General features: G+C 62.2%; 24 protein-coding genes. 8 read left to right on the forward strand and 16 right to left on the reverse strand.

Annotated elements, in window-relative coordinates; translation table 11 throughout:
- Nucleotides 1-136 precede the first annotated feature (136 nt).
- The 13 genes from purF to RG540_RS05140 all read right to left on the reverse strand — a co-directional run bounded on the left by purF (nucleotide 137) and on the right by RG540_RS05140 (nucleotide 12,004).
- On the reverse strand, nucleotides 137-1,639 hold the full coding sequence (gene purF, locus RG540_RS05080) for an amidophosphoribosyltransferase (protein ID WP_038541635.1): 1,503 nt from the start codon (nucleotides 1,637-1,639) through the stop codon (nucleotides 137-139).
- A 155-nt stretch (nucleotides 1,640-1,794) separates the two neighbouring features.
- On the reverse strand, nucleotides 1,795-2,382 hold the full coding sequence (locus RG540_RS05085; protein WP_038541640.1) for a CvpA family protein: 588 nt from the start codon (nucleotides 2,380-2,382) through the stop codon (nucleotides 1,795-1,797).
- Between the two features lie 104 nt (nucleotides 2,383-2,486).
- Nucleotides 2,487-3,890: a DNA repair protein RadA gene (gene radA / locus RG540_RS05090; protein WP_038585324.1), complete on the reverse strand. Its 1,404-nt coding sequence runs from the start codon at nucleotides 3,888-3,890 to the stop codon at nucleotides 2,487-2,489.
- 8 nt (nucleotides 3,891-3,898) lie between these two features.
- Nucleotides 3,899-4,162, reverse strand: coding sequence for a type II toxin-antitoxin system RelE/ParE family toxin (locus RG540_RS05095; RefSeq protein WP_038585327.1), 264 nt, complete (start codon nucleotides 4,160-4,162; stop codon nucleotides 3,899-3,901).
- Between the two features lie 40 nt (nucleotides 4,163-4,202).
- On the reverse strand, nucleotides 4,203-4,478 hold the full coding sequence (locus tag RG540_RS05100) for a type II toxin-antitoxin system ParD family antitoxin (RefSeq protein ID WP_038585329.1): 276 nt from the start codon (nucleotides 4,476-4,478) through the stop codon (nucleotides 4,203-4,205).
- A 66-nt stretch (nucleotides 4,479-4,544) separates the two neighbouring features.
- Entirely contained in the window at nucleotides 4,545-5,711 is a 1,167-nt protein-coding gene (gene alr, locus RG540_RS05105) for an alanine racemase (protein ID WP_038585332.1), read from the reverse strand.
- Nucleotides 5,712-5,967: 256 nt separating this feature from the next.
- On the reverse strand, nucleotides 5,968-7,464 hold the full coding sequence (locus RG540_RS05110; RefSeq protein ID WP_038585335.1) for a replicative DNA helicase: 1,497 nt from the start codon (nucleotides 7,462-7,464) through the stop codon (nucleotides 5,968-5,970).
- Nucleotides 7,465-7,728: 264 nt separating this feature from the next.
- Entirely contained in the window at nucleotides 7,729-8,304 is a 576-nt protein-coding gene (rplI, locus tag RG540_RS05115; RefSeq protein WP_038585337.1) for a 50S ribosomal protein L9, read from the reverse strand.
- 50 nt (nucleotides 8,305-8,354) lie between these two features.
- On the reverse strand, nucleotides 8,355-9,341 hold the full coding sequence (locus RG540_RS05120; RefSeq protein ID WP_038585340.1) for a membrane protein: 987 nt from the start codon (nucleotides 9,339-9,341) through the stop codon (nucleotides 8,355-8,357).
- A 158-nt stretch (nucleotides 9,342-9,499) separates the two neighbouring features.
- Entirely contained in the window at nucleotides 9,500-9,754 is a 255-nt protein-coding gene (rpsR, locus tag RG540_RS05125; RefSeq protein ID WP_038585342.1) for a 30S ribosomal protein S18, read from the reverse strand.
- A gap of 22 nt (nucleotides 9,755-9,776) precedes the next feature.
- Nucleotides 9,777-10,256 carry a 30S ribosomal protein S6 gene (rpsF, locus tag RG540_RS05130; protein ID WP_038541657.1) on the reverse strand — a complete coding sequence of 160 codons (480 nt, stop codon included), beginning with the start codon at nucleotides 10,254-10,256 and terminating at the stop codon, nucleotides 9,777-9,779.
- Between the two features lie 294 nt (nucleotides 10,257-10,550).
- Complete coding sequence (locus RG540_RS05135) at nucleotides 10,551-10,853, reverse strand: helix-turn-helix domain-containing protein (protein WP_038585346.1); 303 nt, start codon at nucleotides 10,851-10,853, stop codon at nucleotides 10,551-10,553.
- 107 nt (nucleotides 10,854-10,960) lie between these two features.
- Nucleotides 10,961-12,004, reverse strand: coding sequence for an aldo/keto reductase (locus RG540_RS05140; RefSeq protein ID WP_038585349.1), 1,044 nt, complete (start codon nucleotides 12,002-12,004; stop codon nucleotides 10,961-10,963).
- A gap of 165 nt (nucleotides 12,005-12,169) precedes the next feature.
- Between RG540_RS05140 and fabD the strand changes: the two genes are divergently transcribed.
- Entirely contained in the window at nucleotides 12,170-13,117 is a 948-nt protein-coding gene (fabD, locus tag RG540_RS05145) for an ACP S-malonyltransferase (RefSeq protein ID WP_038585351.1), read from the forward strand.
- Nucleotides 13,118-13,145: 28 nt separating this feature from the next.
- Complete coding sequence (gene fabG, locus RG540_RS05150) at nucleotides 13,146-13,883, forward strand: 3-oxoacyl-[acyl-carrier-protein] reductase (protein ID WP_038585353.1); 738 nt, start codon at nucleotides 13,146-13,148, stop codon at nucleotides 13,881-13,883.
- Between the two features lie 13 nt (nucleotides 13,884-13,896).
- Here the strand turns inward: fabG and RG540_RS32290 are convergent, their stop codons facing one another.
- Nucleotides 13,897-14,172: a hypothetical protein gene (locus RG540_RS32290; RefSeq protein ID WP_151041553.1), complete on the reverse strand. Its 276-nt coding sequence runs from the start codon at nucleotides 14,170-14,172 to the stop codon at nucleotides 13,897-13,899.
- On the opposite strand from RG540_RS32290, the gene RG540_RS05155 reads away from it, so the two are divergent.
- The 5 genes from RG540_RS05155 to gmk all read left to right on the forward strand — a co-directional run bounded on the left by RG540_RS05155 (nucleotide 14,171) and on the right by gmk (nucleotide 18,800).
- Nucleotides 14,171-14,407: an acyl carrier protein gene (locus RG540_RS05155; protein ID WP_003502080.1), complete on the forward strand. Its 237-nt coding sequence runs from the start codon at nucleotides 14,171-14,173 to the stop codon at nucleotides 14,405-14,407. The two genes, RG540_RS32290 and RG540_RS05155, sit on opposite strands and share 2 nt — an antisense overlap.
- Before the next feature lie 128 nt (nucleotides 14,408-14,535).
- Complete coding sequence (fabF, locus tag RG540_RS05160) at nucleotides 14,536-15,798, forward strand: beta-ketoacyl-ACP synthase II (protein WP_038585355.1); 1,263 nt, start codon at nucleotides 14,536-14,538, stop codon at nucleotides 15,796-15,798.
- A 203-nt stretch (nucleotides 15,799-16,001) separates the two neighbouring features.
- Complete coding sequence (gene mltG / locus RG540_RS05165; RefSeq protein ID WP_038585358.1) at nucleotides 16,002-17,195, forward strand: endolytic transglycosylase MltG; 1,194 nt, start codon at nucleotides 16,002-16,004, stop codon at nucleotides 17,193-17,195.
- A gap of 33 nt (nucleotides 17,196-17,228) precedes the next feature.
- The gene (locus tag RG540_RS05170; RefSeq protein WP_038585362.1) at nucleotides 17,229-18,116 is read left to right on the forward strand and encodes a YicC/YloC family endoribonuclease; all 888 of its coding nucleotides are present in this window, start codon (nucleotides 17,229-17,231) and stop codon (nucleotides 18,114-18,116) included.
- Nucleotides 18,117-18,119: 3 nt separating this feature from the next.
- On the forward strand, nucleotides 18,120-18,800 hold the full coding sequence (gmk, locus tag RG540_RS05175; protein WP_038541680.1) for a guanylate kinase: 681 nt from the start codon (nucleotides 18,120-18,122) through the stop codon (nucleotides 18,798-18,800).
- Between the two features lie 31 nt (nucleotides 18,801-18,831).
- Here the strand turns inward: gmk and RG540_RS05180 are convergent, their stop codons facing one another.
- A complete protein-coding gene (locus tag RG540_RS05180; protein WP_244446625.1) occupies nucleotides 18,832-19,188 on the reverse strand; it encodes a DUF1772 domain-containing protein in 357 nt (118 codons plus the stop codon).
- Between the two features lie 516 nt (nucleotides 19,189-19,704).
- Between RG540_RS05180 and RG540_RS05185 the strand changes: the two genes are divergently transcribed.
- Nucleotides 19,705-20,898: a TCR/Tet family MFS transporter gene (locus tag RG540_RS05185; protein ID WP_038585366.1), complete on the forward strand. Its 1,194-nt coding sequence runs from the start codon at nucleotides 19,705-19,707 to the stop codon at nucleotides 20,896-20,898.
- A gap of 102 nt (nucleotides 20,899-21,000) precedes the next feature.
- Here the strand turns inward: RG540_RS05185 and RG540_RS05190 are convergent, their stop codons facing one another.
- Nucleotides 21,001-21,618, reverse strand: a complete 618-nt coding sequence (locus RG540_RS05190) for an FMN-dependent NADH-azoreductase (protein WP_038585369.1) — start codon at nucleotides 21,616-21,618, stop codon at nucleotides 21,001-21,003.
- Nucleotides 21,619-21,692 lie beyond the last annotated feature (74 nt).

Genomic DNA, 21,692 nt, shown 5'->3' on the forward strand with positions numbered 1-21,692 from the left:
TGCTGTCAATCGCATCAGGAGTTTGGCGGGAAGAGCATGCCGCTTGTAATCTCCCCACCTATGGGGGAGATGCCCGGCAGGGCAGAGGGGGGCGATCTGGCTCGACGTTTGATTTCAGCTTCGGGAGAAGCTCACCTCACCCGTTGCTGGCCAGAACCGAAACCTTGCGCCCCATCGTCTCGCCGTCCTTGTCGAGCAGGCGGGTGGGATAGTCGCCGGTAAAGTAGTGGTCGGTGAATTGCGGGCGGGCGTTGTTGCGGTCTTCGCCGCCGACGGCGCGGTAGAGGCCATTGATCGACAGAAATTCCAGCGAGTCCGCACCGATATACCGGCACATGGCTTCCAGGCTGTCGTACTGGTTGGCGAGCAGCTTGTCGCGGTCCGGCGTGTCGATGCCGTAGAAATCCGGATAATAGATCATCGGGCTGGCGACGCGCAGATGCACTTCCTTGGCGCCGGCATCGCGGATCATCCGGACGATCTTCAGCGACGTCGTGCCGCGCACCACCGAATCGTCGACGAGCACGACGCGCTTGCCCTCGATCATCGCCCGATTGGCGGAATGCTTGAGCTTGACGCCGAAGGCGCGGATCTGTTGGGTCGGCTCGATGAAGGTGCGGCCGACATAGTGGTTGCGGATGATGCCGTATTCGAATGGAATGCCGCTTTCCTGCGCGTAACCCAAGGCAGCGGGCGTGCCACCATCCGGCACCGGCACAACGACGTCGGCTTCGACCGGCGCTTCTTTCGCGAGGTTGATGCCCATGTTCTTGCGGGCGACATAGACGCTGCGGCCGCCGACGACGGAATCGGGGCGGGCGAAATAGACGTATTCGAACAGGCAGAGGCGCTCCGGCTGGCCGTTGCCGGCCTTGCGGGCATCGATCGAGATCGAACCGTCCGGCTGGATCTCGCAGATGATGACTTCGCCATTCTCCACGTCGCGGACGAACTTGGCGCCGATGATGTCGAGCGCGCAGGTTTCCGAGGCGAAGATCGGCTTGCCGTCGAGTTCGCCCATGACCAGCGGGCGGATGCCGGTGGGGTCGCGCGCGGCGATCAGCTTGGTGCGGGTGACGGCGAGCATCGAATAACCGCCTTCCATCTGCCGTATCGCATCGATGAACCGGTCGGCGGTCGACGAATAACGGGAGCGGGCGATGAGGTGCAGGACGACTTCGGTATCGGAGGTCGACTGACAGATGGCGCCACCGGCGATCAATTGCCGGCGCAGCGTCAGGCCGTTAGTGAAATTGCCATTGTGGGCAACCGCGATGCCGCCGACTTCGAGTTCGGCAAACAGCGGCTGGACGTTGCGCAGCGCGACTTCGCCGGTGGTCGAATAACGGTTGTGGCCGATGGCAATATTGCCGGGCAGGCGGGCAAGGGTGACAGGGTCGGTGTAATGGTCGCCGACGAGGCCCATGCGGCGTTCCGAATGGAAGCGCAAGCCGTCGAAGGAGACGATGCCGGCCGCTTCCTGGCCGCGGTGCTGCAGGGCGTGCAGCCCGAGCGCCGTCAGCGTCGCGGCCTCGGGATGGCCGAGAATGCCGAACACGCCGCATTCCTCATGCAGCGTATCGCCATCCCACTCATTGACGCTGTCCTCGGCGAATGTCTCGGAAACCGGCTGTTTCATCTTGGCCCCTTATCCCTGTGGACAACCTGTCCCTGTCGGAAAAATGGAAAGGCCGGCCGGGGGAGAAGCTCCCCGGAAACCAGCCTGTTTTTCACTTAGATGCGAATGATACCACAAATGGTGACGTTTTGCGCTGCATCAAGCGCAAGATCACGTCAATTATTTGTCGCAGGCGCGTCATCTGCCGCCGGCTGATCCTGAGCCGGAGCGCCATCGGCAGGCGCTGCTTCCTTGCCGAGGATGCGGGCGCGGATCTGCGGCTCGATATCGGCGGGCAGCACGGCTTCGAGGCGGGCGACCAGCGTATCGAGGAATGGCTTCGATTTCGCCTGTGTCACCCAGGTCGGCTGGGCATTGGCGGCCACCAGCCAGTTCCAGAACGCGACAGCGACGACGAGCAGCAGGATGCCGCGAGCGGCGCCGAACAGGAAACCAAGCGTCCGGTCGAGCGCACCGATGCGGCTGTCGATGATGAAATCGGCGATCCGCGTGGTGATGAACGAGATGACGATCAGCGCGATCAGGAAGATGGCGCCCGCGGACGCGGCGATCGCGATGCGCTCGTCACTGAGGTGCGGCTTCACATAGGGCAGAACCAGGGGATAGAGGTAATAGGCGGCGGCGATCGAGCCGGCCCAGCTTGCTATCGACAGCACCTCTCGCGAAAAACCGCGAACCATGGCGAGAACGGCGGAAAACAGCGTCACAGCGATGACGATACCATCGAAAATCGTGATGGGCATATATGATCTACTCCAGACTTGCCGACTTCAAGACTTGCCGGCTTCAAGCCCGGCGCCCCGCCTTACCGCAGCCGTCATACATCAGCGGGCTTGTTAACGGAAGATCAATCATCTTCCGGCGTTTGTCTCAGCTTGGCGGCGGAACCCGCGATGCGGGATACCAGATCCGGCAGGTCCTCGATCGTCACCCAGCGTCCGTTGGCACCCTTCGGCACTTCGGCGGACGTGGCCGGCAGCATCGCCCCTGAAAAACCAAGTTTCTCAGCTTCCTTAAGGCGTTGCGCAGTCTGTGAAACCGGCCGCACCGCGCCCGAGAGGCTGATTTCGCCGAAATAGACGCAATCGGCCGGCAGAGCAAGACCGGCAAGCGACGAGACCAGCGCAGAAGCGACCGCAAGGTCAGCGGCCGGTTCGGTGATGCGGTAGCCGCCGGCCACGTTCAGATAAACGTCGTGCTGGCCGAGCTTCACACCGCAATGGGCTTCCAGCACCGCGAGAATCATCGACAGGCGCGACGAATCCCAACCGACCACGGCGCGCCTGGGCGTGCCGAGCGAGGTCGGCGCGACCAGCGCCTGCACTTCGACGAGAACCGGCCTTGTGCCCTCCATGCCGGCGAAGACCGCAGCGCCTGGTGATTTCGAGTTGCGCTCGCCGAGGAAGAGTTCGGACGGGTTGGTGACTTCGCGTAAGCCCTTGTCGGACATTTCGAAGACGCCGATCTCGTCGGTCGGCCCGAATCGGTTCTTGACGGTGCGCAGGATGCGGTAGTGGTGGCCGCGGTCGCCTTCGAAATAGAGGACCGCATCGACCATGTGCTCGACGACGCGCGGGCCGGCGATCTGGCCTTCCTTGGTGACGTGGCCGACGAGGACCATGGCGGCCCCGGTCTGCTTGGCAAACCGGATCATCGCCTGGACGCCGGTGCGCACCTGGGTGACGGTGCCGGGCGCCGAATCGGCGGTGTCGCTCCACAGCGTCTGGATCGAATCGATGATGACGAGGTCGGGGCGCTTGCCCTCGCCGATGGTAGCGAGAATATCCTCGACATTGGTTTCGGCGGCGAGGAGCACTTCGGTATCGGCGGCATCCAGGCGTTGGGCACGAAGCCGCACCTGCGCCACCGCCTCTTCGCCCGAGACATAGATGATCCGATGGCCGCGGCGGGAAAGGGCCGCCGCCGCCTGCATCAGCAGCGTCGACTTGCCGATGCCCGGATCGCCGCCGACCAGCACCGCAGAACCGCGCACGAAACCTCCGCCGGTCGCTCGGTCGAGCTCGGAAATGCCGGTGAAGATGCGCGGCGCCTCCTCGGTCTCGCCCGACAGCGTGGTGAGCGCCACGGCGCGGCCCTTCTTCGGCACCTTGCCGGGCCCACTACCGATGCCGCCCATCATGTCGTCTTCGATAATGGTGTTCCACTCGCCGCAGCCGTCACACTTGCCGGCCCAGCGGTTATGCACCGTGCCGCAGTTCTGGCACACGAATTGGGTTTTGGATTTTGCCATGGGGAATTTCAGGTTTCGCTTGTCGTGAAATCGTCGGGGGAGACGTTCTGGTGGCCGTGCAGGACGCGGAGAACGGTCAACTCGGTCTCGCTGATCCGAAAGAAGATGATCCGTTCTCGATAGGCGAAGCTACGGATGCCGGTGCCGAATTCTCGCTCGACACCGGTCAGACCGAGCTCGGCGAAGGAGTGAACCTTTGCAAAGATGTCGAGAACAAACCGATCTGCTGCGGGGGGATTTTCGAGAGATATATAGGCGTGATCTTCGATCAAGTCGGCACGCGCTGTGGTGGTCCAGACGGCGTCTCGGGTTTTAATGGCCGGTCCCCGTCTTCTGCTTGCGTTCGGCCGACATGCGCTTGATGTCGTTCAGCAAGTCTTCCCCGGAAGCATAATGATGGACACGGCCGGCTTCGACGTCATCGATCCCCTCCTGGATAAGGCGCTGCAGCTCGACGAGCTTGCCTTCCTTGCTCCCAAGCAGTCGCAGTCCCGCTGCCACGACTTCGTCGACATCCTTATAAATCCCGGCCTTCACCTGTTCCTCGATGAAGTCGCGGTCCTCGTCGCTGAGATGGATCTCGGTCATTTCGATCTCCTTTTGTTCTCATATAGCACGAGGGATTTCCGCTTCCAAGAGGCAAGCGGATGCCGATCAGTCGTCGGGATAAATATAACGCCGCTCATAGCGCAGGCCGAGGCTGGTGAGCAGCTCGTAGCCGATCGTGCCGGCGGCGCGGGCAACGTCGTCGAGGGCGACGTTCGGGCCGAACAGTTCGACATAGTCGCCGGCCTGGATGTTCGATGCCGGGATATCGGTGACGTCGAAGATCGTCAGGTCCATGGTGATGCGGCCGATGACCGGCACCTTGCGGCCGGCGACGAAGCCGAAACCGCCCTGGGCGACTGTCTTGCGTAGCGGCACCCCAGAGCCGGAGAGTGCGCGCTTGTAGCCGTCCGCATATCCGGCAGACACGACCGCCAGCCGGCTGTCGCGGGAAAGCTGGTAGGTTCCGCCGTAGCTCACCGTCTCGCCCTTTTTCCCGTCGCGGATCTGGATGATGCGGGCTTCCGCCTTGGCGACCGGCTTCATCGGGTTCGGCACCCCGGCCACCGCCTCGCCGCCGTAAAGCGCGATGCCGGGGCGGGTGAGATCGAAATGATAGTCGGGGCCGAGGAAGATCCCGGCGGAAGCCGAAAGGCTCGTCTCGATGCCTTCGAAAGCCTCGGCAACCCTTTGGAAAGCCGAAAGCTGCTTCTGATTGAGCGGCGAAGAGGGAGTGTCGCCGCTATGGAGATGCGACAGCACCAGGACCGGCGAGAAGCTTGCCGGACGCGACACGTCGTTGGCAAAGGCAATGGCATCCTCGAGCGGCAGGCCGAGACGATTGAAGCCGGTGTCCACCTGCAGCGCGCAGGGGTGGTCGCCATATTCCGATGTTACCGACATCCAGAAGGCGAGCTGTTCTTCCGAGGCCAGAACCGGCACCAGATCGTGTTCGAAGAACATCCGCTCCTGGCCGGGCCAGATGCCGGAGAGCACGTAGATCCGGGCGTCGGGCGCATAGGTGCGCAGCGTCATGCCTTCCTGCACCACCGCCACGAAGAAATCCCGGGCGCCGGCCTCGTAAAGCGTGATGCCGCAATCCTCGAGCCCGAGCCCGTAGGCATCGGCCTTGACGACGGCCGCCGTCCGCGCCGTTCCCGACCGCCGCGCCATCTGCCGCCAATTGTCGCCAAGCGCCCCCAGGTCGACCGTCAGCCGGACCGGCGCGATATCGAAATCGTCGGGATAGGAAAGCTCGCTGTCGAAATCGGTCATGTCGGCTCGTAGGGCATGAGGATCGGGGGATGAGAACGGTTGCAGCGATCCTACCGGTTTCGAAGGCAGGAAAAAGACCATGCCCGCAAAATCCTTCGCGCTGCACAATCTTTTGGGCCATGGGGAGTTCAGGCGACGCTGCGAGCCAAGTCCCCTCCCCAACCCCTCCCGACAAGGGGGAGGGCTCCACGCACCCTCATATGATCGCCCTACCGCGAGCGGGGAGAGAGTTAGGGGTGATGGGCAAACGCCCCGATCAATGCTCTTCGTATTGCGTAAAGCTCGGATCGGCCAAATCGGCGAAGCGGGTGTATTCGGACTGGAAGGCGAGCTTGACGGTGCCGGTCGGCCCGTGGCGCTGCTTGGCGATGATCACGTCGGCGGTGCCCTTCACCTTGTCCATCAGCGCTTCCCATTCGGGATATTTCGGGTCGGCGATGTCGCGGGGTTCCATGTTCTTCACGTAGTATTCCTCGCGGAACACGAACAGCACCACGTCGGCGTCCTGTTCGATCGAGCCCGATTCGCGAAGGTCGGAGAGCTGCGGGCGTTTGTCGTCACGGCTTTCCACCTGGCGCGAGAGCTGCGACAGCGCGATGATCGGCACGTTGAGTTCCTTGCCGAGCGCCTTCAGGCCGGTGGTGATCTGGGTGATTTCCTGGACGCGGTTCTCGCCGGATTTGCCCGAGCCGGTCATCAGCTGGATATAGTCGACCACCAGGCAATCGAGGCCGCGCTGGCGCTTCAGTCGGCGGGCGCGGGCGGAAAGCTGGGCAATCGAGATACCGCCGGTCTGGTCGATGAACAGCGGCACCTTCTGCATCATTTGGCTGCAGGCGACGAGCTTTTCGAAATCCGCCTCGGTGATGTCGCCGCGGCGGATCTTTGACGAGGAGACTTCCGTCTGCTCGGAGATGATACGGGTGGCGAGCTGTTCGGCCGACATTTCGAGCGAATAGAAGCCGACGACGCCGCCGTTCTTGGCCTTGTACGAGCCGTCCGGCTGCACTTCCGGCTCGTAGGAGGCGGCAATGTTATAGGCGATGTTGGTCGCAAGCGAGGTCTTGCCCATGCCCGGGCGTCCCGCAAGCACGATCAAGTCGGAGCGCTGAAGCCCGCCCATCTTGCTGTCGAGAGACATGATGCCGGTCGAGACACCGGAAAGATGGCCGTCTCGCTCGAAGGCCTGGCCGGCCATGTCGATGGCAAGCGCCACCGCATCGTTGAACGACTGGAAGCCGCCGTCGTACCGGCCGTTTTCAGCGAGTTCGAACAGCCGCCGTTCGGTATCCTCGATCTGGGTCTGCGGCGGCATGTCGAGCGGCGCGTCGAAGGCGATGTTGACCATGTCCTCGCCGATGGTGATCAGCGCGCGGCGGAGCGCCAGGTCGTAGATCGCCCGGCCGTAGTCCTCCGCATTGATGATCGACACGGCTTCTGAGGCGAGGCGGGCGAGATATTGCGCCACCGTCAGGTCGCCGACCTTGTCGTCGGCGGGCAGGAAGGTCTTGATCGTCACCGGGTTGGCGGTCTTGCCCATGCGGATGATGTCGCCGGTGACCTCGAAGATCTTGCGGTGCAGCGGCTCGTAGAGATGGACGGGCTTCAGGAAATCGGAGACGCGGTAATAGGCGTCGTTATTGACCAGGATCGCGCCGAGAAGCGCCTGTTCGGCCTCGATATTGTTCGGGGCTTCGCGGTAATGCGGCTCTGCCGGCTGGATGTTGGCGAGCTTGCGTACTGCGTCGTTCATGGTGTTTTCCGTTCTGTCCCTGTACCCCGGCAGTACCCTTAGAGGTGTCTGGCCTGTCACGAAACGGCAATATCGATTCCCACAGTAGTTCACAGGCAAAAGCGCGCCGCGAAGCGAAAAATGGTCGGAAACCGTAAATCCGTTTGACTGTGTCCCGGAGCGAATCGACTCGGGGAAGCTCACCCTTTTTATAGCCCGAAAAAGACAAAAAAACGCCCGGACCTTTCGGACCGGGCGCTCTTTGAAATGCTCTGGAAGCGACGATTATTCGTCTTCGCCGGCGCCGTCGGCTTCCGGATCGAAGAAGTCTTCCGGACGCAGGGCATCTTCGTCGACGCCGTAGATGGCGTCGGCCGAGGTGAGGCTTTCGCCCTGGGACTGACGTTCAGCTTCTTCCGTCGAGCGGGCGACGTTCAGCTGGACCGAAACTTCGACTTCCGCATGCAGGTGCAGGGAGACCTTGTGCAGGCCGATTTCCTTGATCGGCGTGTTGAGGTCGACCTGGTTGCGGCCGATGGTGAAGCCGTCGGCAGCCAACGCGTCGACGATGTCACGGGCAGCGACGGAGCCATAGAGCTGGCCGGTTTCGCCGGCGGCGCGCACGACGACGAAGGACTTGCCGTCGAGAACTTCGGCGACCTTCAGGGCTTCGCCCTTGCGCTCGAGGTTGCGGGCTTCGAGCGTGGCGCGCTCGGATTCGAAGCGCTTCTTGTTGGCTTCGTTGGAGCGGAGAGCCTTGCCGAGCGGCAGAAGGTAGTTGCGGGCAAAGCCGTCGCGGACCTTGACGGTTTCGCCCATCTGGCCAAGCTTCGGTACGCGTTCAAGCAGAATGACTTGCATGGTTAGATTTCCTTTCGATCAGTCGGTTCTTGTTTTTCAGTTCTTGTTTTTCAGTTCTTGTTTTCGGTGGTCTTGTTGTCGGGGCTCGCGTCGGCCTTGAGCGGAGTGAGCGCGATCGTCCGCCTCGTATCGGAAAGCCCCAGTATGAGGATCGCGATCGCCGGCAGGACGAGCATTGAAGAGAGGTAGCAGAGGACGAGGACCGGGATGCGCCAGTCCTTGCCGAGGCTGCGGAAATGCAAGGAGGCGAAACCGGCCATCAGGAAGCCGGCGCCGAACGTGCCGCAGATCGTTGCGCCGATCATCGCTGGAACGCCGCCGAGGAAGGAGAGCACGATGCCGCCGAGGAAGATGAAGATCGCATGCCGGTTCATCCGGAGCGCCGACGGCATGTCCTCGCGCGGACGCAAGGCCCGGCCGGAGCGCGAGACGATGCGCACGGCGATATAGAATGCGGTAAACAGCAGCGTCACCCAGACGCCGCCCTGGACGAGCGGCAACATCAGCACCAGCAGCGACTTGGTCTGCGCCATGCCCGCCGGTTCCGGCGTGAAGGCTGGCTCCTGGGCCTTGAGGGCCGCGGTCATCGCGTCGACCATCTGGTCGGTGAGTTCCGGGCCGTAGCCGATCGCAACGCCCAGCGCGATGACGGCGATCGTCACCAGGCCGCAGAGATGCAGAAGGATATCCGAGATCGGGTACCAGGCCATCAGGTTGTCCGGGCCGCCGAGTTCGGAAGCGGGACGCGCCAGGTTGGCGAGATGCGAAAGCCAGCCGGCCGGGATCAGCGTGAACACCGCCATGGCGACCGCAAACATCGGCGAGACGAGGATGGCGCCGAGAACGGCGGCGGTCACGATGCCGATGACGGCGGCGCGGTTGCCCCAGCCGAGGCCGGCGATGAAGATCGGAAGCGAGGAGGCGGCGTAAAGCAAGGACGCAAACGACAGCTGCGCATTCGCACCCAGCACGAGCAGGGTGGCGGCAATGCCGGCAAGAATGCCGGTGGGCAGCACTGTCTGTATCTTGTCCGTCACGGTCTCGCTGTCCTGCTTTTTGAAGCAGTTAGGGGATCACACCTGATGAATTCTCTCAGGTACATCATCCCCAACATGGGATTTTGAAGTTCCGATCCGCGCCCATCGCGGAAGGGATAGACCCGCTGACTCTTAATCAGCGGGTCCGGTATTCGTAATTACGCTACGACGTAGGGCAGCAGGCCGAGGAAACGGGCGCGCTTGATCGCCTTGGCGAGTTCGCGCTGCTTCTTCTGGGAAACGGCCGTGATGCGCGACGGAACGATCTTGCCGCGCTCGGAAATGTAGCGCTGCAGGAGGCGTACGTCCTTGTAGTCGATCTTCGGCGCATTGGCACCCGAGAACGGGCAGGTCTTGCGGCGGCGATGGAACGGACGGCGTGCCTGGGAGGAGGATGATGATACGTCAGCCATGGTCTTTTCTCCTTAGCCTCTATTACGCACGGTCTTCGCGCGGACGGCGCTCGAAGCCGCCTTCACGCGGACCACGGTCCGGACGGTCGCCGAAGCCGCCTTCGCGGCGCGGAGGACGGTCGCCGAATTCGCGGCGCGGGCCACGGTCGTCGCCATCGCGGCGCGGACGGTCGTCGCGGTCGCGCTTCTGCATCATCGCCGACGGACCTTCTTCATGCTTTTCGACGGCGATCGTCATGTAGCGAAGAACGTCTTCGTTGATGCGCATCTGGCGTTCCATCTCGTGCACGGCCGGAGCCGGTGCGTCGATGTCCATCAGGGCGTAATGAGCCTTGCGGTTCTTGTTGATGCGGTAGGTGAGGGACTTGAGGCCCCAGTTTTCAATGCGCCCGACTTTGCCGCCGTTAGCTTCGATGACGCCCTTGTACTGTTCGACGAGGGCATCAACCTGCTGAGCGGACATATCCTGCCGGGCAAGGAATACGTGTTCATAAAGAGCCATGTAAGCTTTGCCTTTTCTTGCGGTTGTCTACCCGGACCTCGGCGGCTAAGCCTCAACGACTGCTCCTGGACGGGAAAACCCGAGGCAAGAAAAGTGTTGTATCGAGACGGTCGAGAGCGGAGACACGGGAGGCTTGGACCCTATGGTCCCTGCGGCTTCTTTTTTCAAAGAAACCTGCCCTCCGTTCAGCCACCAGCCAGAAGACCGGGTGTTGCGAACAGCGCGCTTATACGGATTTTTGGCGAGATGGCAAGGGGAAGGTTCGAAATCCGGTCTCCGGCGCTATTCCCGCCCCTAGTCCGGGCTCCACTCGCTGCCTGTGTCTTGGCTTCGGATGATACGGTAGCCGACGCTTTCCAGGAGTTGCTCGGCGTTCAGAAGCATCGCTGCGGTCACGAGGGCTGAATCCCGCACCGCGGCCTCCAGCCTCAGCTGGTCGAGGGCCAGAAGGTGAAGCCTGCGCACCGGCTGGTCGCCTTTTTCCAGCTTCCGCAGCTCGTCCGGCGGCAGATCCAGTTCCGAGGCAAGTTCCTTCTGCGTCAGTTTAAGTTGCTTCCGACGCCGGGCGAACTCTCTTCGGGGCACAACGGATTGCATGGCTTCAGCGCGTCGCTCCGGATATGGAGGGCACTGATTAGCGGTCCTTTTGCGGGCCGGAGCAAGTCGCCTATTGGAGGTAGATGTCCTCCGGCCCTTGGCATTTGCTAGAGCGGCATAGGATACTGTCGGTGGACCTTGGCGATGTCCGCGAAGACTTCGTCCGACAATGTCAGGTCGGCGGCGGCCATGTCGTGCTTCAGCTGTGCCATCGACGTCGCGCCGACGATGATCGATGTCATGAAGGGACGCGACAGGCAGAAGGCGAGTGCCATCTGGGCGAGGTCGAGGCCGTGTTTGGCCGCGACCTCGATATAGGCCTTCACTGCCGGCTCCTGATAGGGCGTCAGGCGGCCGCCGAGGTCCTTGTTGATCGTGGCGCGCGAGCCTTCCGGCCTTGCGCCGTTCTGGTACTTGCCAGTGAGGATGCCGGCGGCGAGCGGCGAATAGGCCATCAGCCCGACATCCTCGTGGTGCGCGACCTCGGCGAGGTCAAGATCGAAGTGGCGATAGAGGAGATTGTATTCGTTCTGCAGCGAGGCGATGCGCGGCAGGGCCTTTTTCTCCGAAAGCCGCAGGTACTTCATCGCGCCCCAGGCGCTTTCGTTGGAAAGGCCGACGGCGCGCAGTTTGCCTTCCTTCACCAGTTCGCCGAGCGTTTCCAGGATCTCGGCGATTTCGGCCGCCGCCTTGTCGCGGTTCTGCTGCGAGACGTCGAAGGTCCAGGAATTGCGGAAATGGAAAGTGCCGCGGTTCGGCCAATGGATCTGGTAGAGGTCGAGATAATCGGTCTGCAGGCGGGTCAGGCTGGCGTCGACCGCCTGGCGGATGGTGGCGGGCTCGATGTCGCGCCCATCGCGGATATGCGGACGGCCGCTGCCGGCGATCTTCGTGGCGAGGACCAGGTCCTTGCGCTTGCCGCTCTTCTTCAGCCACGTGCCGATATATTCCTCGGTGCGGCCGTGGGTGGCGGGACTTACCGGCGTGGTTGGATAGAGCTCCGCGGTATCGAAGAAGTTGATGCCGTTCTCGAAGGCGTGGTCCATCTGCTCATGGGCTTCGGCTTCCGAATTCTGGGTACCCCAGGTCATGGTGCCAAGGCAGATTTCCGACACGGACAGGTCCGTGCGGCCGAGTTTTTTATACTTCATGGAAATGAGATCCCGTTCTCAAAAAGTCGGCGGCACTCTAAGCCGGATTTGATGAAGCGCAAGGGGACAACAGGTTGTAAAAGGCCTCGAAAACCGCGCTGCCCTTGACTCTCCGGGCCGGAATGTGAATGGAGAGGCAAAACATAAGGGAAGGAAATCATCCCCATGAGCACGATCGCATTCACGTTCCCCGGCCAGGGCAGCCAGGCTGTCGGCATGGGCAAGGATCTGGCGGAGGCTTTTCCCGAAGCCCGCGCCGTCTTCGATGAAGTCGACGAGGCGCTCGGCCAGAAGCTCTCCGACATCATGTGGAACGGCCCGGAAGAAACGCTGACGCTGACCGCCAATGCGCAGCCGGCGCTGATGGCGGTCTCGGTCGCAGCGATCCGGGTGATGGAAGCGCGCGGCCTGAAGCTCGCCGACAAGGTTGCCTTCGTGGCCGGCCATTCGCTCGGCGAATATTCGGCGCTGTGTGCCGCCGGCACATTCTCGCTGGCTGACACGGCGCGCCTCCTGCGCATCCGCGGCGATGCCATGCAGTCGGCGGTCCCGGTCGGGCAGGGCGCCATGGCGGCGATCATCGGCCTCGAACATGGCGACGTCGACGCGATCTGCGCTGCGGCCCGCGATGCCGGCGTCTGCCAGATTGCCAACGACAACGGTGGCGGCCAGCTCGTCATCTCCGGCTCCAAGGCGGCTGTCGAGAAGGCAGCCGGGCTTGCGACCGAAAAGGGTGCCAAACGCGCCATCATGCTGCCGGTCTCCGCACCCTTCCACAGCGACCTGATGGCGCCGGCGGCCGACGCCATGCGTCACGCGCTCGACAAGGTGGAGAAGCATAATCCGGTCGTGCCGGTAATCGCCAACGTGCGCGCCGTGCCGGTCTATGACGCCGAAGAGATCGCCAAGCTGCTGGTCACCCAGGTGACGGGCCAAGTCCGCTGGCGCGAGACGGTGGAATGGTTCGGCGCCAACGGCGTGACGACCCTATACGAGATCGGTTCGGGAAAAGTGCTGACCGGCCTTGCCCGTCGTATCGACAAGAATATCTCCGGCATTGCCGTCAACACGCCGGCCGATATCGAAGCCGCGCTCACAGCCATTCTCGGCTGAAACCAAAGACACGCGAAGGAACACGATCATGTTTGATTTGACCGGCCGCAAGGCATTGGTGACGGGCGCAACCGGCGGGCTGGGCGAAGAGATCGCCCGGATGCTGCACAGCCGAGGCGCCACCGTCGGCCTGCACGGCACCCGCGTCGAGAAGCTCGAGGCGCTGGCCTCCGAACTCGGCGAGCGCGTCAAGATCTTCCCGGCAAATCTCTCCGACCGCGCCGAAGTGAAGGCGCTCGGTGAGAAGGCCGAGGTCGAGCTCGAAGGGGTCGACATCCTGGTCAACAATGCCGGCATCACCAAGGACGGCCTGTTCGTGCGCATGAGCGACGACGACTGGGACAACGTCCTGGAAGTCAACCTGACGGCGGTCTTCCGCCTGACCCGCGAACTCACCCATCCGATGATGCGCCGCCGTTATGGCCGCATCATCAACATCACCTCGGTGGTCGGCGTCACCGGCAATCCGGGCCAGACCAATTACTGTGCCTCGAAGGCCGGCATGATCGGCTTCTCGAAGTCGCTCGCCCAGGAAATCGCCACCCGCAACGTGACGGTCAATTGCGTGGCGCCGGGCTTCATCGACAGCGCGATGACCGGCAAGCTCAACGACAAGCAGAAAGAGGCGATCCTCGGCGCCATTCCGATGAAGCGCATGGGTGCCGGATCGGACATCGCGTCCGCGGTCCTTTATCTCGCCTCCAGCGAGGCTGGTTACGTCACCGGCCAGACCCTGCATGTCAACGGCGGCATGGCGATGATCTGATTGAGTGCCGCCTTCAAGAAAACACGTTACAATCGGTTGTTGGCGGCTGTGCAATGGAACAAATTCTGGCTTTGCTGAACAGGGAAACCATGTTAAGCGGGCCATGACTGTGAATGGTCACCCTGATATGCAGGCCGTCATATTGCGTGAGCGCGATAGGATTGGAACCTGAAAAGGGGAGAACGGGTTTGCCCGCATCGGCGCTGAACAAGCGGCGGTCGCAGGTTTTTAACAGGGTGCGGATGCCGATCGGGCATTCGATAAAGACAAAGGTCGAGGAAACCGACATGAGCGATATCGCAGAACGCGTTAAGAAAATTGTTATTGACCACCTCGGCGTCGACGCCGACAAAGTCGTCGAAGGCGCAAGCTTCATCGACGATCTTGGTGCGGACTCGCTCGACACCGTCGAACTGGTCATGGCTTTCGAGGAAGAATTCGGCGTTGAAATCCCCGACGATGCTGCCGATTCCATCCTGACCGTCGGCGACGCTGTGAAGTTCATCGAGAAGGCCCAGGCCTGATCGACCCGACATAGAGGGGATGACGTCGCAAGGCAGATCCCGAAAACGGCCCGCTTGTTCGGGCCGTTTCAGCAATTGGGGCTTGGGCCCTGAAAAATCGAGAAAAATTATAGGGTAGGGCACTGGCGATGAGACGGGTCGTTATCACCGGTACCGGCATGGTATCTCCTCTCGGATGCGGAACGGAAGTCAGCTGGTCGCGCTTGCTGGCCGGCGAAAATTCCGCCCGCGTCGTCACTGAATTCGAGGTCGAAGACCTTCCCGCAAAGATTGCCTGCCGCATTCCTGTCGGCGACGGCTCCGATGGCACGTTCAACGTGGACCAGTGGATGGAGCCGAAGGAACAGCGCAAGGTCGATCCCTTCATCATCTACGGCGTGGCCGCCGCCGAGATGGCGCTCGAAGATGCCGGCTGGCATCCGAAGACCGACGAGGACCAGATCGCCACCGGCGTGCTGATCGGCTCGGGCATCGGTGGCCTCGAAGGCATCGTCGAGGCAGGCTACACCCTGCGCGACAAGGGCCCGCGCCGCATTTCGCCATTCTTCATTCCCGGCCGGCTGATCAATCTTGTCTCCGGCCAGGTATCGATCCGCCACAAACTGCGCGGTCCGAACCACGCGGTCGTCACGGCCTGTTCCACCGGCGCGCACGCCATCGGCGATGCGGCCCGGATGATCGCCTTCGGCGATGCGGAGGTGATGGTCGCCGGCGGTGCGGAATCGCCGATCTGTCGTATTGCGCTGGCCGGCTTCGCTGCCTGCAAGGCGCTTTCGACCCAGCACAACGACGATCCGCAGAAGGCTTCGCGCCCCTATGACCGGGACCGCGACGGTTTCGTTATGGGCGAGGGCGCTGGCATCGTGGTTCTGGAGGAGCTGGAACATGCCAAGGCCCGCGGCGCCAAGATCTATGCGGAGGTGGTCGGCTACGGAATGTCCGGGGACGCCTTCCACATCACCGCGCCTTCGGAAGACGGCGACGGCGCATTCCGCTGCATGACCGCGGCGCTGAAGCGTGCGGGTATTTCGGCGTCGGACGTTGACTACATCAATGCCCACGGCACTTCGACCATGGCTGATACGATCGAGCTCGGCGCAGTCGAGCGCCTGGTCGGCAATGCGGCCTCGAAGATCTCGATGTCGTCGACCAAGTCGGCGATCGGCCATCTTCTCGGTGCTGCCGGTGCGGTCGAGGCGATCTTCTCGGCGCTCGCCATCCGCGACAATATCGCGCCGCCGACGCTCAACCTCGACAATCCCGATGTCGAGACGGCAATCGACCTGGTGCCGCACAAGGCCCGCAAGCGCGAGATCAACGTGGCGCTGTCGAACTCCTTCGGTTTCGGCGGCACCAACGCATCACTCGTGCTGCGCCGCTACGAGGCCTGATCTTTCTGGCTTGATCTCTGGCGCCCGATCTTTGGGGCCGAACTTTTCGGGCATGGATCGTTTCGGCCCCTGAAACATATGCCGGCTGGACTCGCGAGCCGGCTCGTATCATCTTCTGGACCTGTTTTTCGCCGCATTGGTTGGCCAAACAGCGGGTTGCAAGTCTTTGAGTCTGTAGGGGGCGTTAACCCCGGGGGGCGCGGTTGAACGATACGAATCATGTCAGTGAACTGCCGCCCGGCAATGGCAGGGGGCCGATTATTCCGAAATCGCCGAACGAGGCCCTGAAGCCCGAACGTGTTCCGGAACCGCCCCGCCGTTCCAAGAAGGCGCGCAGCCAGGTCGTCATCTTCCTGAATTTCGTGATGACCATGGTCGTCGTTCTCTGCGTGATCGGGATTGCCGGCTTCTACTACATGATCTCGGCCTTCCAGCAGCCGGGCCCGCTCGAAGCCAATACTCATTTCATGGTCCGCCCCGGCAACGGGCTTGCGGAAATCGCCACCAATCTCGAGCGCAACGGCATCATCTCCGATGCGCGCGTCTTCCGCTACGTGACGGCGACCTACCTGCGCAAGGGCGACACGCTGAAGGCCGGCGAATACGAGATCAAGGCGCGCGCCTCCATGAAGGACATCATGGGTGTGCTGGAATCCGGCAAGTCGATCCTCTATTCGGTCGTCATGCCGGAAGGCCTGACGGTGCGTCAGATGATGCTGCGGCTCGCCGAAGATACGGTGCTCGAAGGCGACCTGCCGTCCGAACTGCCGGCCGAGGGAAGCTTGAGGCCCGATACCTACAAGTTCTCGCGCGGCAGCAAGCGTGCCGACATCATCCAGCAGATGCGGGTTGCGCAGCAGAAGATGGTCGACCAGATCTGGGAGCGCCGCGACCCGGACCTGCCGGTCAAGACCAGGGAAGAATTCGTCGTGCTCGCTTCGATCGTCGAGAAGGAGACCGGCAAGGAAGACGAGCGCGCCCATGTGGCCTCCGTCTTCATCAACCGGCTGCAGCGCGGCATGCGCCTGCAATCGGACCCGACGATCGTCTACGGCATCTTCGGCGGCGAGGGGAAACCTTCCGACCGGCCGATCTTCAAGTCGGACCTTGCCAAGCAGACGCCCTACAACACCTACCAGATCAAGGGCCTGCCGCCGACGCCGATCTCCAATCCCGGCCGCGCGGCGCTGCAGGCCGTGGCCAATCCCTGGCGGACCAAGGACCTCTATTTCGTGGCCGACGGCACCGGCGGACATGTGTTCGCCGCGACGCTGGAGGAACACAATGCCAACGTCCGCCGTTGGCGTAGAATGGAATCCGAGCGTGCCGCCAACCCGGAAGTAGTGGACGGCCAGCCGGATGGCGACGAAGCGGAAAAGCCGCCGAAGAGCAACTGACCGCTTCCTTTAAAGCATGATCTGGAGACACCGATGACATTGCAGTCCATGACCGGTTTTGCCCGCAGCGAAGGCACGAGCGGGCGCAACCGTTACGCATGGGAACTGCGCTCGGTGAACGGCAAAGGCCTCGACATGAGGCTGCGTCTGCCGCCCGGCCTCGAACGGCTGGAGCCGGATGTCCGCCGGCTGATCACGGAGAAATTTTCACGCGGCAATCTGCAGGCGACCCTCACCCTCACTGTTGCAGAAACCAAGGTGGAGGCGGTGCTGAACCGCGATGCGCTGGCTGCCGTGCTGGCGCTGCGTGCCGAACTCGGAGATCTCGTCGATCCGTCGCCGCTCAGGCTCGATACGCTGATGGGCATTCGCGGCCTGGTCGACATCCGCGAGGCGGAAGAAGACGAGGAGACGGTCGCGGCACGCGATACCGCGATCCTCACGAGCCTCGATGAGGCGATCGGCCATCTGCAGCGGATGCGCGAAGGCGAGGGGACGGCGCTTGCGGCCGTGCTGAAGAGCCAGGTCGCCCGCATCGCCGAGCTTGCCCAGGTTGTCGAAGCCGATCCTTCCCGCACGCCGGAGGAGATCGCCCGCAAACTCTCCTTCCAGCTCGCAGCGCTTCTCCAGGAGGCGCCGACCCTCGACCGCGACCGGCTGCATGCGGAGGCGGCGTTGCTTGCCACCAAGGCGGACCTACGCGAAGAGATCGACCGACTGAAGGCCCATGTGGCGGCTGCCAACGAACTTATAGACAAGGGCGGCCCGGTCGGCCGGCGGCTTGATTTCCTTGCACAGGAATTTAACCGGGAATCGAATACTATCTGTTCGAAGTCCAATTCGGCCGCGGTCACCTCCGCCGGAATCGAGTTGAAAGTCGTCATCGACCAGTTCCGCGAACAGGTCCAGAATCTGGAGTAAGACATGAGCCCGGCCCCATCGTCCCAGGGCAAGCCGTCCTCGCCCGTGAAGATCGCCCGGCGCGGACTGATGCTGGTTCTTTCCTCGCCGTCGGGCGCCGGCAAGTCGACGATCGCCCGCAATCTTCTCGATGCGGATCGCAGCCTCGAAATCTCGATCAGCGTCACAACGCGGGCCAAGCGGCCGAGCGAGATCGCCGACAAGCACTATCATTTCATCACCGTGCAGCAATTCGAGAAGATGCGCGACGCCGGCGACCTGCTCGAATGGGCCGAGGTGCACGGCAATTTCTACGGTACCCCGCGCGAGCCCGTGGAACTGGCGATGAGCGAGGGCCGCGACATGCTGTTCGACATCGACTGGCAGGGCGCCCGTCAGCTGCAGGAAAAGATGGCGGCCGACGTCGTCTCGATCTTCGTGCTGCCGCCGACCATGACCGAGCTGCAGTCGCGCCTGCACCGCCGCGCCGAGGACTCGGAAGAAGTGATCCGCACGCGGCTCCTGAATTCCCGCGCCGAGATCGAGCACTGGCGTGAATACGACTACGTCATCGTCAACGACGATCTCGACGAGGCTTTCGGGCATGTCAGCTGCATCGTCAACGCCGAACGCATCCGCCGCGACCGCCGCCACGGCCTGTTCGATTTCGTCAGCGAACTGCTGACGGAAGAGCCGAAGCTTTAAGCTATTCGAAGGTCAAGTTGCGGAGGAGCTCTCAGTGAGGCGGCTTCCAACAAAGCGTGGACAATGCAACGAAGCAGACAGCCAGGAAGGCGATCACCGTGTTCGCCGCATGGGAGTATTCCCATTGCTGCCTCAGCGCTTGCCAATTTGCAGGAGCAACGGTCCAATTCTGCGTCGCCTGATTGGCCGGAAACGTCCAATGATAAAAGATGATGATCATCGCGGAAAAACAAGCGACGGCGGCCACGGAAAATCCGAGGGGCCGAGCCTGCGAGCGGACGAAAAATGCGAGCACGATGTTGAGGATCAACGCAAGTGCCCATAACGCCCCGAGAGCGGCCCAGCCTCGGTAGATCCCCTGCACGGTGAAATACTCGGCCTGCGGCAAGTCAATCTTGTTGGGCAGAGCGGCAAGATGCGCTCCCGCCGGAATCAGCGTGAGCGCAGAGACGATGATTGCCAGAAACTGAACAGTTCTAATCGCCATGCAAGGCGTCCTCAGCTCTTAAATTCGAACGAGAGGGAACACCAAAGGTTCCCGGCAGGCTGAACGCTGCTGTCCATTCTGGATCCGAAGCGGAGAAAGATGCGGTGGTGGCTGGCCCCCCGGGACTTCAAAGACGGTCGTTGGCGGAAGTGGCGGCAAAAAAGAGCCTTGTCGAATTTAGTCGTCGGGTGTAACTGGCAAATATCGCGAAAAGCGACTGCTTCCCTTGATCCGCTCAGTGGCGGAGTAAACAGGTGGACGAATTGTCGTCCAGGTGGTCAAGCACACGCCATTCATGCCCTTTCGAGCGTGGGTCGGCCAGCGTTCCCCAGAAAAGAACGCCTGACGTCCGTCAGGCCTAATCGCGAGCGATGGCGCCCGGCGGCGCTTGCATGCTCGCGTCCACCGGAGCGTGCCATGAACAGATCCCTCATCGTTATTTTCACCGCCATCGTCCTTGATGCCGTCGGCATCGGCCTCATCTTTCCGATCCTGCCCTCGCTGCTGCAGGACGTCACCCACACCGAAAACGTGGCTCCCTATATCGGCATCATGACTGCCCTCTACGCGGTGATGCAGTTCATCTTCGCACCGGTGCTCGGTTCGCTGAGCGACCGGCTCGGGCGACGCCCGGTGCTTCTGATCTCGCTTGCCGGCGCGGCCATCAATTACCTGTTCCTCGCCTTTGCGCCCAGCCTCTGGATGTTGTTGCTCGGTCGCGCCATTGCCGGGCTGACCAGTGCCAACACGTCCGTGGCCGCCGCTTACATCACCGACATTTCTCCCGAGGATAAGCGCGCCCGCCGCTTTGGCCTGTTCAACGCCATGTTCGGCATCGGTTTCATCGTCGGCCCCATTCTTGGCGGCGCCCTCGGTGATTATTGGCTGCGGCTACCCTTTATGGCCGCGGCCATGCTCAACGCCTGCAACCTTCTGCTGGCATTCTTCATCCTGCCGGAGTCACGCACACCCAAAAGGGAGAAAATCGACCTCGGAGCACTCAACCCGCTGTCGCCGCTGCGCTGGGTGTTCTCGGTGAAGAGCCTGCTGCCGATCGTCTTCATCTTTTTCGTCTTCAGCGCCACCGGCGAGGCCTATGGCACCTCCTGGGCCCTCTGGGGGAGCGACGCTTTCCGGTGGAACGGGCTTTGGATCGGTCTTTCGCTCGGCACATTCGGTGTCTGCCAGACGCTCGCCCAGGCGTTCCTTCCGGGACCGGCCGTGAAGCTGCTCGGCGAGCGAACTGCCATTTTGACGGGTGTTGCCAGCGCCTGCATTGCACTGACTGTCATGGCCTTTGCGACCGAGAGCTGGATGATCTTCGCGATCATGCCGGTTTTCGCCCTCGGCGGCATCGGCGTTCCGGCACTGCAGTCTCTGGCGACCCGGCAGGTCGACGAGAGCCAGCAAGGCCAGTTCCAGGGCGTGCTGGCCTCGGCCGTGAGCCTGGCCTCGATCGTGGGACCGTTGGCTTTTTCCAGCTTCTATTTCGTCGTCCGGGAGCAATGGCCAGGTGCGATCTGGCTGTCGGTGGTCGCTGTCTACGCCGCCAGCATCCCGCTGGTTCTCGGTTTACGTCTCAAGAAACCGGCAGCGGCCCTGGTGGCGTAGACGATTGCTCAGAGGCAGTTCGCCAACCGCACGAACTCTTCGACCCCGCTCGCATCAGGCCATTCTCCAACTTGTTGGGTAGTTGACTGATGGGTTTGCCGGTCAGGCGGCACGCTCTAGTGCAGCCCGGATCTGTGCTTCGGTGGAGGCGACCGCAGCCTTGGCTGCGTCCGGGCTGACGAGTGTTCCTTCCACGCGGACCACTTCGATATCCGTCAGTCCGATAAAACCGAGAAGATGCACGAGATAGGTGGTCTGGAAGTCCAACGGGGCGTTCCTGCCTTCCGAAAAGACGCCGCCAGTTGCCGTCACGAGATAGACTTTCTTGGCGGGCAACAATCCCATTACACCGGTTGCGTCGTAGCGAAAGGTGACGCCAGGCCAAGTGATGTAGTCAAACCAAGCCTTGAGCTGCGTCGGCGGGCCGAAGTTGATCATGCCCGAGCCAATGACAATCACGTCGGCAGCCTGGATCTCATCAACGAGGCTTTGAGCGAGATCGACGGCTTCGATCTGTTCGGGTGTACGTGTCTCGGGCGGCGCAATGCGGCCGTCGATATAGGCTGCTGTGATATGCGGCAGCGGTGCCGCCCCAAGATCACGTTCGACAATTGTGCCGGCAGAACGGGCGTTGAGGCTTTCAGCGATGTCACGGGCAAATCGGGTGGAAAGGCTCTGAGGACCGCGTGGGCTGGAGGTAACGAGAAGGATGTTGGTCATTGGTTGCTCCTGGGAGATTAGAGTAGTATAAAATTGTGACCGACCCTATTAAAGTAACCGTTTGACTGTTCGCA

The sequence above is a fragment of the Neorhizobium galegae bv. orientalis str. HAMBI 540 genome, assembly GCF_000731315.1.
Classification (GTDB): Bacteria; Pseudomonadota; Alphaproteobacteria; order Rhizobiales; family Rhizobiaceae; genus Neorhizobium; species Neorhizobium galegae.

What these genes read in the sequence shown, in the direction of transcription:
- purF (WP_038541635.1), bottom strand. Translation starts at nt 1,639, where the DNA reads ATGAAACAGCCGGTTTCCGAGACATTCGCCGAGGACAGCGTCAATGAG.
- RG540_RS05085 (WP_038541640.1), bottom strand. Translation starts at nt 2,382, where the DNA reads ATGCCCATCACGATTTTCGATGGTATCGTCATCGCTGTGACGCTGTTT.
- radA (WP_038585324.1), bottom strand. Translation starts at nt 3,890, where the DNA reads ATGGCAAAATCCAAAACCCAATTCGTGTGCCAGAACTGCGGCACGGTG.
- RG540_RS05100 (WP_038585329.1), bottom strand. Translation starts at nt 4,478, where the DNA reads ATGACCGAGATCCATCTCAGCGACGAGGACCGCGACTTCATCGAGGAA.
- alr (WP_038585332.1), bottom strand. Translation starts at nt 5,711, where the DNA reads ATGACCGATTTCGACAGCGAGCTTTCCTATCCCGACGATTTCGATATC.
- RG540_RS05110 (WP_038585335.1), bottom strand. Translation starts at nt 7,464, where the DNA reads ATGAACGACGCAGTACGCAAGCTCGCCAACATCCAGCCGGCAGAGCCG.
- rplI (WP_038585337.1), bottom strand. Translation starts at nt 8,304, where the DNA reads ATGCAAGTCATTCTGCTTGAACGCGTACCGAAGCTTGGCCAGATGGGC.
- rpsR (WP_038585342.1), bottom strand. Translation starts at nt 9,754, where the DNA reads ATGGCTGACGTATCATCATCCTCCTCCCAGGCACGCCGTCCGTTCCAT.
- rpsF (WP_038541657.1), bottom strand. Translation starts at nt 10,256, where the DNA reads ATGGCTCTTTATGAACACGTATTCCTTGCCCGGCAGGATATGTCCGCT.
- RG540_RS05135 (WP_038585346.1), bottom strand. Translation starts at nt 10,853, where the DNA reads ATGCAATCCGTTGTGCCCCGAAGAGAGTTCGCCCGGCGTCGGAAGCAA.
- RG540_RS05140 (WP_038585349.1), bottom strand. Translation starts at nt 12,004, where the DNA reads ATGAAGTATAAAAAACTCGGCCGCACGGACCTGTCCGTGTCGGAAATC.
- fabD (WP_038585351.1), top strand. Translation starts at nt 12,170, where the DNA reads ATGAGCACGATCGCATTCACGTTCCCCGGCCAGGGCAGCCAGGCTGTC.
- fabG (WP_038585353.1), top strand. Translation starts at nt 13,146, where the DNA reads ATGTTTGATTTGACCGGCCGCAAGGCATTGGTGACGGGCGCAACCGGC.
- RG540_RS05155 (WP_003502080.1), top strand. Translation starts at nt 14,171, where the DNA reads ATGAGCGATATCGCAGAACGCGTTAAGAAAATTGTTATTGACCACCTC.
- RG540_RS32290 (WP_151041553.1), bottom strand. Translation starts at nt 14,172, where the DNA reads ATGTCGGTTTCCTCGACCTTTGTCTTTATCGAATGCCCGATCGGCATC.
- fabF (WP_038585355.1), top strand. Translation starts at nt 14,536, where the DNA reads ATGAGACGGGTCGTTATCACCGGTACCGGCATGGTATCTCCTCTCGGA.
- RG540_RS05170 (WP_038585362.1), top strand. Translation starts at nt 17,229, where the DNA reads ATGACATTGCAGTCCATGACCGGTTTTGCCCGCAGCGAAGGCACGAGC.
- gmk (WP_038541680.1), top strand. Translation starts at nt 18,120, where the DNA reads ATGAGCCCGGCCCCATCGTCCCAGGGCAAGCCGTCCTCGCCCGTGAAG.
- RG540_RS05185 (WP_038585366.1), top strand. Translation starts at nt 19,705, where the DNA reads ATGAACAGATCCCTCATCGTTATTTTCACCGCCATCGTCCTTGATGCC.
- RG540_RS05190 (WP_038585369.1), bottom strand. Translation starts at nt 21,618, where the DNA reads ATGACCAACATCCTTCTCGTTACCTCCAGCCCACGCGGTCCTCAGAGC.